Genomic DNA, 12405 nt, shown 5'->3' with positions numbered 1-12405 from the left:
TGCGGCAGGACTGCAACCCCGCAGGCGGCCCGACGCAGGCGCGGGCATACGGGATTGAGGGGGGCGGGTGCGGGTGCGGGTGCGGGTGCAGGGCATTGCCCGCTGGCCTGAGCCTGGCGGTCAGCCGTTCTTTTGCAGGGAGCGGATGACGCTGGAGAAGTCCAGGGCGCCGTTGCCGGCGATGGAGTGCATGGCGTACATGGCGCGGGCCATGCCTCCCAGGGGCGTGGAGGCCTTGACGGCCATGGCGTTTTCCTGGGCCAGGCCCAGGTCCTTGAGCATGAGGTCGGTGCCGAAGCCGCCTGCGTAGTTCTTGGAGGCGGGGGCGTTTTCGTGGACGCCGGGGAAGGGGTTGTATTTTTCCAGGGCCCAGTTGCCGCCCGAGCTGCGGCGCATGATTTCGCTGAGGACCTTGGGGTCCAGGCCGTTGGCCACGCCCAGGGCGATGGCTTCGCTGGTGCCGATCATGAGGATGCCCAGCAGCATGTTGTTGCAGATCTTGGCGGTCTGGCCCGCGCCCACGGCGCCGGCGTGGAAGATGTTTGCGCCCATTTTTTCGAGCAGGGGGCGGGCGCGTTCCAGGTCGGCGTTGCTGCCGCCCACCATGAAGGTGAGGGTGCCAGCAATGGCGCCGCCCGTGCCGCCGGAGACGGGGGCGTCGATGAAGGCGATGCCTGCGGCCTGGGCGGCCTTGGCGACCTTTTGGCTGGTGGCGGCGGCGATGGTGGAGCTGTCGATGATGAGCGCGCCCTTGGCAATGCGCTGCAGCAGGCCGGCCGCGCCGTCACGGCCGAGGAAGAGGCCTTCCACGTGCTGGCTGGCGGGCAGCATGGAGACCACGGCTTCGGCGCCCTGCACGGCGTCTTCGGCGCTGGGGGCAATGCTCACGCCCTCTGCAGCGACCTTGGCGCAGGCGTCCTTGGCGAGGTCGAAGGCCTTGACCGTGTGGCCTGCCTTGTGCAGGTTGATGGCCATGGGGCCGCCCATGTTGCCGAGTCCGATGAATGCGATCTGCATGTGCTTGTCTCCTGTGTTGTGAAGCTTGTGGTGTGTCTCAGTGGCCGGTGTCGCTGGTGACGTTGGTGTCGCCAGTGTTCGTGTCGCCATTGGCAATGTCGGCGCCACGTTCCTTGAGCAGGGAGCGCAGGATGCCGCGATGGCAGCGCGCCTCCTGCTCGCAGTAGCAGCCGATGGCAAAGGCGCTGTGCTGCGAGAGGGCGGCCAGCAGGTCCAGCGTGCGGCTGGCGGCGGGCTCGGCCATTTCCTTGCGGAATTTGCGCACGAATTGCTGCCAGAGCTTGTCTGCCTCGGCCTGCTGGCCGTGGTCCTGCAGCCGGTGCGATTCGAGCGCGGTGTGCATGGTGTCGGGCTGGGGCGAGAGTTCGGGGTACCAGACGTCGTAGTAGTCGCGGCTGGCGAATTCGGCCTTGGGCACGCCGCGCGGCGGGCGGCGCACGGTGCCTATGCGCAGGCCTTCATCGGCGTGGCGGGGGCTGCCTAGCTGGACGATGCGGATGGGCATGGGGCTCTCCTGCAAAGGGGGCTTATTCGTCGCCGAAGATGGGGTGCTTGCGTGTGCGGCGCCCGGCCGGGGCGGGCGGCGCTGGCGGTGTCTTTGCGTCGGCGGGCGCGGGTTCGCTGGCCTGGGCCTTGCGCTTTTTTGGGGGCGTGGCCTTGGCGTGGGGGTTGAAGGCCAGGGCCTGGGCAATCCAGTGCTGCCATTGCTGGCGCGTGGCGTAGGCGGCGGGGCCGATGAAGAAGTAGCCGTCCATCTGGCCCTTGGACGAGAGCGGGCGCAGGCCCGGCGTCTCGGCCACGGCCGCGTGCTGCGAGGGCGGCAGGCGCACCAGCAGTTCGTCGTCTTCCACGCCCAGGCACAGCTTGCCGTTGACCATGAAGACATGGCAGCCGAACATGCGCTTTTCCTGCACGTCGTCGCAGCCGGCCAGGGCTTCGCGCACGGCGTCTATGAGGTGCAGCGTGGTGTCGGAGAGCGGGCGGGCGGGCATGGCGTGGACTGGCTGTGGATGGATCAGCGGATCATGTCCGGCGCATCGCCTTCCAGCATGCGCCGCGCGATGATGACGCGCATGATTTCGTTCGTGCCTTCGAGGATCTGGTGCACGCGGGCATCGCGCATGAGGCGCTCCAACGGGTATTCGCGGATGTAGCCGTAGCCGCCGTGCAGCTGCAGGGCTTCGTTGCAGACCATGAAGCCGGCATCGGTGGCAAAGCGCTTGGCCATGGCGCAGTAGGTGGAGGCGTCGCGTGCGCCGGCATCGAGCTTGGAGGCGGCCAGGCGCACCATCTGGCGAGCGGCCACGAGTTCGGTGGCCATGTCGGCCAGCTTGAACTGCAGCGCCTGGAAGCTGGCGATGGGCTTGCCGAACTGCTTGCGCTCGTGCATGTACTGCTGGGCCTGGGTCAGCGCGCCCTGGGCGGCGCCCACGGAGCAGGTGGCGATGTTGATGCGCCCGCCGTCCAGGCCCTTCATGGCGATCTTGAAGCCTTCGCCCTCGCGGCCCAGCAGGTTCTGGGCCGGGATGCGCACGTTGTCGAAGCTGATGACGCGCGTGGGCTGGCTGTTCCAGCCCATTTTTTCTTCCTTCTTGCCGTAGCTGATGCCGGGCAGGTCGGCGGGCACGGCAAAGGCGGAGATGCCGCTGGCGCCCGAGCCTGCGTCGCCCGTTCTGGCCATCAGCACCAGCATGTCGGTGCTGCCCGCGCCGCTGATGAAGGCCTTGGCGCCGTTGATGATGTATTCATGGCCCGCCAGTTCGGCCCGGGTCTTGAGCGAGCCGGCGTCCGAGCCCGCGCCGGGTTCGGTCAGGCAGTAGCTGGCCAGCTTGCGGCCGCTGGTCAGGGCCTCGCCCCATTCGGCGCGCACGGCGTCGGTGGCCCAGGTGCCCAGCATCCAGGTGGCCATGTTGTGGATGGTGATGAAGGCGGTGGTGGAGGGATCGACGGCGGCCAGTTCCTCGAAGACCATGGTGGCGTCAAGGCGCGGCAGTTGCAGGCCGCCGGCGTTCTCGGGCGCGTACAGGCCGCAAAAGCCCAGTTCGCCCGCCTTGGCGATGGCCTCGCGCGGGAAGATGGATTCACGGTCCCAGTGCGCGGCATGGGGCGCGAGTTCGGCCTGGGCAAAGGCGCGGGCCGATTCGGCAAAGGCGCGCTGGTCGTCGTTGAGTTCGAAGTCCATGGCTGGCTTGTCTCCTGCGTTGGGCTCTGGGGCCCTTGTTGTTCTGGGGGTGGCTGTGGGGGGCGTGCGGCGGTCAGTGCTGCAGCCAGCGCTCCAGCGCCTGCATGCGCTCCTGTGTCGCGGCCGTGAGGCATTCGTGGTACAGGCGCGGTCCTTCGGGCTGGGTTTCGCTGTCGCGCGTGGCGGCCTTGCAGCGTGCCGTGCGGCCCTTGATCCAGCCGTTCTGGTCGTGGCGCAGGCCCGTGCGCTTGCCCTGGGGCAGTTGCTGCATGACGTCCAGGTAGCGGATGTTGAGCGCGGTGTCGGCCTCCTGGAAGGCCTGGACCGCGCAGGCATTGCGGCTGGCGGCGGCGGTGGAGGCCGGGTCGCAGGCTGCACCGGCCTGCGCGTGAAGGGTCAGGGGCAGGGCGGTCAGGGCGGTGAGCAAGGCGACACCCAGGCCCCGGGAGAGGGAGGCGGTCATTGGAAAACGCATGCCGCCATCATCCCAGAGCCGGGGCCTGCCCCGGATCAATCCAGGCCCGCCCACCCGTGCATCAGCGCAGGCTGATGGTGGTGTTCACGCCCTGGCTGGTGGTGCTGTCGTCGAACCAGCGCGCCGTGACGGTCTTGGTCTGCGTGTAGAACAGCACGACCTGCTTGCCGTAGGGGCCCAGGTCGCCCAGCTTGGAGGCGCGGCTGCCCGTGAAGGAGAACAGCGGAACCGGCACGGGAATCGGCACGTTGATGCCGACCTGGCCCACGTCGATGTCTTCCTGGAACTTGCGCGCCGCGGCGCCCGACTGCGTGAAGATGGCCGTGCCGTTGCCGTTGGGGTTGGCGTTGATGAACTCGATGGCCTCGTCCAGGCTGTCGGCAGCCGCCAGGCAGAGCACGGGGCCGAAGATTTCCTGGTCATACACGCTCATGCCGGGCTTGACGCCGCTGAACACGGTGGGGCCGACGAAGTTGCCCTTGTCGTAGCCGGCCACCTGGGGCTTGCGGCCGTCCAGCTCCAGCTTGGCGCCGTCGGCCAGGCCGCGTTCGATCAGGCTTTCCACACGCGACAGCGCCGCGCAGGACACCAGCGGGCCCACGTCGGTGCCGGGCTCGGTGCCGCCGCTGACCTTCAGGGTCTTGGACTTTTCGACCAGCTCGGGAATCCACTTCTGTGCATCGCCCACCAGCACGGCCACCGACAGCGCCATGCAGCGCTGGCCTGCCGCGCCGAAGGCTGCGCCCAGCAGGGCGTTGAGCGTTTGCTCTTTGTTGGCGTCAGGCATGACGATGGCGTGGTTCTTGGCGCCCATCATGCATTGCACGCGCTTGCCGGCCAGGCTGGCACGGTTGTAGACATGGGTGCCGACCTTGGTGGAACCCACGAAGCTGATGGCCTTGATGTCGGGGTGGTCGCAGATGGCGTTGACCACGTCCTCACCGCCGTGCACCACGTTGAGCACGCCGGGTGGAATGCCGGCTTCCAGGGCCAGCTCGCACAGGCGCATGGTGACCATGGGGTCCTGCTCGGAGGGCTTGAGCACGAAGGTGTTGCCCGTGGCAATGGCCATGGGGAACATCCACAGCGGAATCATGGCCGGGAAGTTGAAGGGGGTGATGCCCGCGCACACGCCCAGGGGCTGCAGCACGGAATAGGTGTCCACGCCGTTGGCCACGTTGTTGGCCAGCTCGCCCAGCTGCAGCGAGCCGATGTTGGCTGCATGCTCCACCACTTCCAGGCCGCGGAAGACGTCGCCCTCCGCGTCAGGCAGGGTCTTGCCCTGTTCTGCGGTCAGCAGGGCGGCCAGCTCCTTCATGTTCTCGCGGATCAGCTGCTGCAGCTTCAGGAAGATGCGGGCGCGCTGGCCAATGGGGGTCTTGCGCCAGGTCTTGAAGGCTTCCCTGGCGTTGGCGACGGCGGCGTTGACCTCGTCGGGCGTGGCAAAGGGCACGCGGGCCAGCACTTCCTGCGTGGCCGGGTTGACCACATCGCGCCATTGGGTGCTTTGGGATTCGACCAGCTTGCCGTTGATCAGCAGCTTGACCGTGGGCGCCAAAACCTTGGCGGACGTGGATGCATTCATGGCTTGTCTCCTGTTGCGGTGGTGTCAGCCCGGCATGCGTGCGCCGGGCGTTCATCGCATGGTAGCTGTGCGGTTTTTCGCAAGCAATGGAGATATGTGCAGTATTCATGTGCGTTTTTGCACAGGCTGGCGCAAAAAAGAGCATGGCCTGCGGCAGGCGCAGGCCATGCTGGTTCAGGCGGTCAGCGGCTCAGTCCGTGCCGGTGGCCGGCAGGCGGGCGTCGTCGGCAGGAGCCGGGGTCTGAACGGAGCGGGCGCCGGGCTTGCGCAGCGGCTCCAGCTTCACGCGGGCATTGGCGCCCAGGCCGGACTCCAGCTTGGCCAGCAGGCGCAGCAGCTCCTGCAGCTCGCCGTCTTCCAGCGGGGACACCAAGCGGTGGTAGGCCTGGTCCACCAGCGGCACGCTGGCAGCCAGAAGGGCGCGGCCCTTGTCGGTCAGCGTCAGTTCGTGCTGGCGGCGGTCACGCGTGCTCAGGGCGCGGTGCACGTATTCGCGCTCTTCCAGCCCGCGCACCAGGCGCAGCGTGGTCACCTTGTCAAAGCCCATGGCGCGCGCCAGGGAGCTTTGGTCGGAGCCGGGGGAGGCGTCGATCAGGACCAGGGCGCCGTACTGTGGCGGCGTCAGTCCCAGGGGGCGGCATTGCTCTTCAAAAATGCCGACCGAAATCTGGTGGGCGCGCCGCAGCAAAAAGCCAGGGCGCTGATATAGCGGCAGTGGTGCAGGCGTCATCGTGTCCATATGCGTCTAGTATTCTTGCAGAAGTGTCCAGTATTCATTCGATTTCCACCAATTGTGCCCATTTTGGTGCATGATTACCATGCGTTTGCATGCTAACTACAAAAGAGGTCTACATGCGAAATTTTGTTGGCAGACGGCAATTTTTGAAGACGAGCGGATTGGGAGTATTGGGTTTACCCGTAGCAGGTGCCATCGCCAGTACCGAGAGTGTGCCTCTGAAATTGATTGTGCCTTTCACTCCGGGGACTGGAATCGACACGATAGCGCGAACCATCGGACCTTTGCTGGCCAAGCGCCAGGGCCGGCCCGTGGTGGTGGAGAACAAGCCGGGCGCCTCTGGAAATATCGGCACCGAGGCCGTTGTGCGCTCGCCCGCCAATGGCCAGACGCTTTTGGTGACAGTGAATACCCTGGTGATGAATGCATCGCTGTATCCCAAATTGCCATTCAATCCGCTGACAGACCTCGAACCTGTGACGCTGACCAGTTGGGGGCAGTTGATTTTGGTGACGCCCACGGCCTCGGCCTATCAGACGGCGGCCGATCTGGTGAAGGCCGCCAAGGCCTCGCCGGGCCGCATCAATTACGCGTCGCCGGGAGTGGGCACTCCGCACCATATGGCGATGGAGCTTTTCAAGAGCACGGCCGGGGTGTCGATCACGCACATCCCGTATCGCGGAACAGGGCCGGCGCTGACGGACCTGCTGGGCGGCCAGGTGGAATGCATGTTCCTGCCCATTCATGTGGCATTGACGCATGTGAAGGCCGGCAAGCTGCGCGCGCTGGGCATTGGCAGCCAGCGGCGCCACCCGCTGCTGCCCGATGTGCCCACGCTCAAGGAGGCCAAGGCGGGCGATGTGAACGTGGATATGTGGTACGGCGTGTTTGCGCCGGCCGGCATGCCGGCGGACCAGGTCGATGCCCTCAATCGCGAGATCCGCGCGATTTTGGCGTCGGATGAAGTCCGGCATGCCTTCGCGCCCCAGGGCATGGATCCGGCCGGCAGCACGCCGGCCGAGTTCAAGGCCCTGGTGCAAAAGGACGCCCGGCGCTGGGCCGATCTGGTCAAGGCGCGGGGGATTACCGCCGAGTAGGCGGGGCGGACGCCAACAGCGCCCCTGGAGAAAGCATGGAGAGTCAGCGGATGAAAGTAGCGATCGTGGGGGGCGGCATCGGAGGCCTGTGCCTGGCATTGGCCCTGCATCAAAGAGGCATTGCCTGCGAAGTCTTCGAGGCCGTGCCCGAGGTCCGCGAGATCGGCGCGGGCATTACCCTGCTGCCGCATGCCATGCGCGAACTCAGCGACCTGGGCCTGCAGCCGCAGCTGGAGGCCCTGGCGATCGAGAACCTGGAGAGCGTGTTCTTCAACCGCTACGGCCAGTTCGTCTACCGCGAGCCGCGCGGCCGCCATGCGGGCTACGAGCTGCCGGAGCTGGGCATACACCGGGGCCGCCTGCACCGCGTTCTCTTCGAGGCCGCCGTGCAGCGCCTGGGCCCGGGTGCCGTGCACACGGGCCACCGCTGCGTGCGCGTGGACCAGTCGGCCCATGGCGCCACCGTGCATTTCGCGCCGGATGCCCAGGGCCATGTGCCGCCGTCCGCCACGGCCGACATCGTCGTGGCCTGCGATGGCGTCAACTCCGCCGTGCGGCGCCAGTTCTATCCGCAGGAGGAGCTGGCCTTCGGCGGCATCAACACCTGGCGCGGGGTCTCGCGCTTCAAGCCCATCCTCACGGGCAAGAGCTATCTGCGCATCGGCTCGGTCGATACCGGCAAGATGGTGATCTATCCCATCGAGGACAACGTCGATGGCCAGGGCATGCAGCGCATCAACTGGGTGGCCGAGATCCGCGACCCGCAGATGCGCATGAACGACTGGAATCGCGCCGGGCGCATGGAGGATGTGCTGGAGATTTTCGGCGGCTGGAGCTTCGACTGGCTGGATGTGCCGGCCCTGATCCGCTCGGCCGAGACCATCTTCGAGTACCCCATGGTGGACAAGGACCCCGTGGACCAGTGGAGCTTCGGCCGCGTGACCCTGCTGGGCGATGCCGCCCACCCCATGTATCCGCGCGGCTCCAACGGCTCGGCCCAGGCCATGCGCGATGCGCGGGTGCTGGCCGACCTGCTTGCTGCCGATCCGCAAGGCGACCCGCTGGCGCTGCTGGCCGCCTATGAGGCCAGCCGCCTGCCCGCCACCAGCCAGGTGGTGCTGACCAACCGCTCCACGCCGCCCGACTTCATCATCATGAAGGCCGACGAGCTCAGTGGCGGCCAGCCCTTCGGCCATATCGACGAGCTGATCAGCCAGGACGAGCTGCGTGCCATTGCCCGCCATTACGAGCAGGTGGCGGGGTTTGCGAATCCGCAGTCGCAAGGGTGAAGTGGTTGGGCAATGAGCTGGCTTGGCAGGTATTCAGTATTGCATCCCGACTCTTTTTTGGGTCCCTGCCGGGCGGTTGTTTTTCGAGGCCGGGTTTCGGCCCGGCGGCCGACCTCCTTTCTTGTCGCGCGACAAGAAAGGAGGCAAAGAAACGCGCCCAAATGCCCGCGTCCCCTTCGCTTCGCTACGGGGCAACCTGCGTCGTGGCGGTTGCGGGGTTCGCCGTGAAACTCACTTCGCGCTGCGCGCTACGTTCAGACAATCACGGCGAGTCAGTTGACGAAGCAGTCCTGTCCTTCGCCAGGACTGCAACCTCGCAACCGCCACGACGCAGGCGCGGGCATATGGGGAGGAGGGGCCGGGGTGCGGGGGCGACAGGGCGCTACGCCCCGTTGCTTTGTCTATTCGGTGCTCTCAATCCAGGCTGATGTTCGCCTTCTGGATCAGCAGCTTGTACTGGTCCGCCTTGGTCCTGGCGAATTTCTCCATTTCCGGCACCTCCCAGGTGATGGGCTGGAAGGCGAAGGTGGCGAATTTCTCGCGCACTTGCGGGTCCTGCAGCACGGCGACCACGTCGGCATGGATCCTGTCGCGCAGGGCGGCGTCCACGCCCTTGGGCGCCAGCAGGGAGACGAAGGAGTTCACGATGAGGTCGGCGGGGCCGCCCGACTCGGCCACGGTGGGCACGTCGGGCATCTGGGCGATGCGCAGGGGCGCGGCCACGGCCAGGTAGCGGATCTTGCCGGACTTGTAGATGCCCTGGCTGGAGGGAATGCTGGCAAAGCTCCAGGCCGGATCGCCATTGGCCACCGAGGTGTAGAGCTGGCTGACCTCGCGGTAGGGCACATGCGTCATCTTGCTGCCGGTCAGGAAGTCCAGCCATTCACCGCCCAGATGGCCGGGGCTGCCCACGCCCCAGGAGCCGTAGCTGACCTTGCCGGGCTCGGACTTGGCCGCCTTGATCAGATCGCCCATGCTCTTCCAGGGCGAGTTCGTGGGCACGGCGACGAAGAAGGGTGTGAGGAACAGCGGCGCCACCGGGTCGAAGTGCTGCAGCGGATGGAAGTTGCGCTGCTTGTAGAGGTAGGGCAGGGCGGAGACATGTTCGCTGTCGAGCTGCAGCAGGGTGTAGCCGTCGGGCTTGGCGCGGCGTGCGGCTTCGATGGCGACAAAGCCGCCGCCGCCTGGGCGGTTGTCCACGGTCACGCCCTGCTTCCAGCGGGCGGAAAGCTTTTCTCCCACGATGCGCAGCACGGCGTCAGGGCCGCTGCCCACGGCAAAGGCCGTGATCACGGTGACGGGGCGCGTGGGAAAGCTGGCGGTGCTGCTGGAGCCTGCCTGTGCCCAGGCGCAATGCAGCGGGGCGATGGAGGCCAGCAGCAGGGCTGCGCCTGCAAGGGCCTTGCGGCAGGAGGGGGCGGTGCCGAGGCGGCTGGATGGGGATGCTTTCACAGTCTGTCTCCTGTTGGATCTGCTTTTTTCACTGCTTGCAATGCCCCGGTCCTTCTGGCGAGGACTCGGGGCGAGGTCGGTCTGCCGGCAAAGGCGCGGCGAGGTTCAGGCGAAGTTCAACCGGCGTCAGGCTGGGCCAGGGGCGCAGCCTGCGCAAAGGCGGGCAGGGCGGCGCAGGCCCTGTCCACTGCGCTGATCAGCGGCCAGCGGTCCAGGTCCACGCCAAAGCGGCGTGCGCTTTCGATCTGGGGCACGAGGTAGACATCGGCCAGCGTGGGTGCGTGGCCGAAGCAGAAGTCGCCGCGCCGCGTGTCGCGGGTCAACAGGGCCTCGATGGCGTCGAAGCCGTCGGCAATCCAGGTGGCGCACCAGGCGTTGATGGCGGCCTCGTCCGCACCGAACTGGCGGCGCAGGGTCTGCAGGATGCGGCGGTTGTTGATGGGATGCACGTCGCAGCCCACGATGGCGGCCAGCGCGCGCACCTGGGCGCGGTCCTCGGGGTCGGCGGGCAGCAGCGGCGGCTCGGGGTGGCGCTCCTCCAGCCATTCGATGATGGCCGGCGACTGGATCAGCGTGCGACCGTTGTCCAGCGTCAGCGCCGGCACCAGGCCCTGCGGGTTGACCTGATTGAACGGCGCCTGGGCCTGCTCGTCCACGCGCAGGTCCACGGGAAAGTAGTCAGGGCGCAGGCCCTTGAGGTTGAGCGCGATGCGCAGGCGGTGCGAGGTGCCGCTGCGGAAAAAGCTGTAGAGCTTCATGGTGGTGGTCTCCTCGGTCTTATTCAGGCTGGCCCACGGTGAGCGCGATCTCGCCCACGCCCTGCACATGGCCGGTGATGCGGTCGCCCGGCAGCACGGCGCCCACGCCCTCGGGCGTGCCCGTGTAGATGAGGTCGCCGGGTTGCAGGTGATAGAACAGCGAGAGGTCGGCAATGATTTCGCGGATGTTCCAGATCAGCTTGTCCACGTCGGACTGCTGCCTGGTCTCGCCATTGACGGCCAGTGCAATGGCGCCGGATTCGATCACCTGGCCCGGCATGGGCACGATCTCGCTGGCCACCGAGGACTGCTCCACATCCTTGCCCAGGTCCCAGGGCCGGCCCTTGTCGCGCGCCACCAGCTGCAGGTCGCGGCGCGTCATGTCCAGGCCGCAGGCGTAGCCGTAGATGTGTTCATGCGCCTGGTCCGCCGCAATGCGAAAGCCCGCCTTGCCGATGGCCACCACCAGTTCCATCTCGAAGTGGTAGTTGTTCGTCTCGGGCGGGTAGGCCACCGTGGCACCCGATTCGGTCAGGGTGGAGGGGGCCTTGGTGAAGTAGAAGGGACGCTCCACGCTCTTGTCCACCGGGCGACCCATCTCGACGGCATGGGCGTGGTAGTTGCGGCCCACGAAGAACAGGCGGTTCACGGGCAGGCGCTGCGTGCTGCCGCGCACGGGCAGGGATTGGACGGGGGGCGGGGTCCAGAGGTATTGGGGGGCGGTCATGGTATTGGCGATGGGGGAGGTAAGAGAAATCGGAGGATTCAAGGCCGGACCTCGTAGAGGCCCAGCTTTCGGTGCAGCGGGGCCTCGTCGGCCAGGAAGAGGAAGGCGGGCTCGCTGGCGCTGGCATTGGCCAGCGTGGCGGGCGCCCAGCCGGGCACGCAGCAGGTGTCGGCCGGGGCCAGGTCGAAATGGCGGTCCACGGCGGCCACGCTGGCGCCGCCCTCGATGACGTGGAACACGCAGGCCGGCGAGCGCGCGGGCAGCTGCAGCGTCTGGCCCGGGCGCAGCATCAGCGCGTAAAAGCCCAGGATGTTTTCGCAGTCGGCCCCGGTTTCGGGGTTGGTGTAGGCCAGCTGCACGCAGTCCAGATCGGGGCGGTCGGCGGCCAGCTCCAGCAGGGCGGCACGCGCGTCCTTCCAGGGGTATCGCAGCATGGGGTAGGCCTTGGCGCTGCGGGCGAACACCTGCGTGGGCGCCAGGCCACCGCGCGCATACGCCCGGTCGCCACGGCCGGGCAGGGCGGGCTGGCGCGGGCCGTCCACGTGGTAGGTGACTTCCAGGTAGTAGGCCAAGGGCAGGTCCAGCACATCGAGCCAGACCACGGGCTCGTCGCCGTCGTGGCCATGCTCGTGCCACAGGCCCGTGGGCGTGAGGATCAGGTCGCCGCGCTCCATGGGACATTTCTCGCCGTCGACCAGGCTCCATGCGCCCTGGCCTTCCACCACCATGCGCACGGCATTGGGCGTGTGGCGGTGCGAGGGCGCCCATTCGCCGGGCAGCAGCAGCTGCATGCCCAGGTAGATGGAGGAGCTGGCCTGCATCTTCTCCAGCCCATGGCCGGGATTGGCCAGCACCAGCACGCGGCGCTCGGCCTTTTCGATGGGCGTCAGCTCGCCGGCCTGCATGAGCAGCGGGCGGATGGCCTGGTAGGGCCAGGCAATGGGCTGGGTGCGCGGGCGCGGCGTGTGCGGCGGCATCACGTTGCGCAGGCTGGGCCACAGCGGCACCAGGTTGTTGCGCGTGAGTTCGTCGCGGTAGTCCTGGGGCAGGTCTTCCAGGCGGCCAAGTTCTTGCATGGCGGTCTCCT

General features: G+C 67.3%; 13 protein-coding genes. 2 read left to right on the top strand and 11 right to left on the bottom strand.

Translation table 11 applies throughout. The features are described from left to right. Positions 1 to 120: 120 nt before the first annotated feature. From mmsB to DA1_RS24145, 7 genes are all read right to left on the bottom strand, one after another. Positions 121 to 1017 carry a 3-hydroxyisobutyrate dehydrogenase gene (gene mmsB / locus DA1_RS24175; protein ID WP_034393406.1) on the bottom strand — a complete coding sequence of 299 codons (897 nt, stop codon included), beginning with the start codon at positions 1015 to 1017 and terminating at the stop codon, positions 121 to 123. 37 nt (positions 1018 to 1054) lie between these two features. After that, positions 1055 to 1522 (bottom strand): DUF488 domain-containing protein, encoded by a 468-nt coding sequence (locus DA1_RS24170; RefSeq protein ID WP_034393409.1) that lies wholly within the window; start codon positions 1520 to 1522, stop codon positions 1055 to 1057. 22 nt (positions 1523 to 1544) lie between these two features. Then, on the bottom strand, positions 1545 to 2009 hold the full coding sequence (locus tag DA1_RS24165; protein ID WP_034393410.1) for a TfoX/Sxy family protein: 465 nt from the start codon (positions 2007 to 2009) through the stop codon (positions 1545 to 1547). 23 nt (positions 2010 to 2032) lie between these two features. Continuing rightward, positions 2033 to 3199: an acyl-CoA dehydrogenase family protein gene (locus DA1_RS24160; RefSeq protein ID WP_016446004.1), complete on the bottom strand. Its 1167-nt coding sequence runs from the start codon at positions 3197 to 3199 to the stop codon at positions 2033 to 2035. Positions 3200 to 3272: 73 nt separating this feature from the next. Continuing rightward, positions 3273 to 3674, bottom strand: coding sequence for a lysozyme inhibitor LprI family protein (locus DA1_RS24155; protein WP_034393413.1), 402 nt, complete (start codon positions 3672 to 3674; stop codon positions 3273 to 3275). A gap of 61 nt (positions 3675 to 3735) precedes the next feature. Continuing rightward, positions 3736 to 5259 carry a CoA-acylating methylmalonate-semialdehyde dehydrogenase gene (locus tag DA1_RS24150; RefSeq protein ID WP_034393415.1) on the bottom strand — a complete coding sequence of 508 codons (1524 nt, stop codon included), beginning with the start codon at positions 5257 to 5259 and terminating at the stop codon, positions 3736 to 3738. 190 nt (positions 5260 to 5449) lie between these two features. Continuing rightward, a complete protein-coding gene (locus DA1_RS24145; protein ID WP_230590793.1) occupies positions 5450 to 5989 on the bottom strand; it encodes a MarR family winged helix-turn-helix transcriptional regulator in 540 nt (179 codons plus the stop codon). Between the two features lie 122 nt (positions 5990 to 6111). On the opposite strand from DA1_RS24145, the gene DA1_RS24140 reads away from it, so the two are divergent. After that, entirely contained in the window at positions 6112 to 7092 is a 981-nt protein-coding gene (locus DA1_RS24140) for a tripartite tricarboxylate transporter substrate binding protein (protein ID WP_034393422.1), read from the top strand. Positions 7093 to 7142: 50 nt separating this feature from the next. Beyond that, the gene (locus DA1_RS24135) at positions 7143 to 8381 is read left to right on the top strand and encodes a flavin-dependent oxidoreductase (protein WP_017404779.1); all 1239 of its coding nucleotides are present in this window, start codon (positions 7143 to 7145) and stop codon (positions 8379 to 8381) included. Between the two features lie 414 nt (positions 8382 to 8795). Here the strand turns inward: DA1_RS24135 and DA1_RS24130 are convergent, their stop codons facing one another. The 4 genes from DA1_RS24130 to DA1_RS24115 all read right to left on the bottom strand — a co-directional run bounded on the left by DA1_RS24130 (position 8796) and on the right by DA1_RS24115 (position 12394). Next, entirely contained in the window at positions 8796 to 9833 is a 1038-nt protein-coding gene (locus tag DA1_RS24130) for a Bug family tripartite tricarboxylate transporter substrate binding protein (protein WP_034393425.1), read from the bottom strand. 116 nt (positions 9834 to 9949) lie between these two features. Beyond that, positions 9950 to 10591, bottom strand: a complete 642-nt coding sequence (maiA, locus tag DA1_RS24125; RefSeq protein ID WP_034393428.1) for a maleylacetoacetate isomerase — start codon at positions 10589 to 10591, stop codon at positions 9950 to 9952. Positions 10592 to 10610: 19 nt separating this feature from the next. Continuing rightward, positions 10611 to 11318 (bottom strand): fumarylacetoacetate hydrolase family protein, encoded by a 708-nt coding sequence (locus DA1_RS24120; RefSeq protein ID WP_034393430.1) that lies wholly within the window; start codon positions 11316 to 11318, stop codon positions 10611 to 10613. A 38-nt stretch (positions 11319 to 11356) separates the two neighbouring features. After that, the gene (locus DA1_RS24115; RefSeq protein WP_012205530.1) at positions 11357 to 12394 is read right to left on the bottom strand and encodes a cupin domain-containing protein; all 1038 of its coding nucleotides are present in this window, start codon (positions 12392 to 12394) and stop codon (positions 11357 to 11359) included. Positions 12395 to 12405 lie beyond the last annotated feature (11 nt).

Source organism: Delftia acidovorans NBRC 14950, assembly GCF_001598795.1.
GTDB lineage: Bacteria > Pseudomonadota > Gammaproteobacteria > Burkholderiales > Burkholderiaceae_C > Comamonas > Comamonas acidovorans.
Note: the sequence above shows the minus strand (reverse complement) of the source record. Positions and strands in the feature narration are given on the sequence as shown.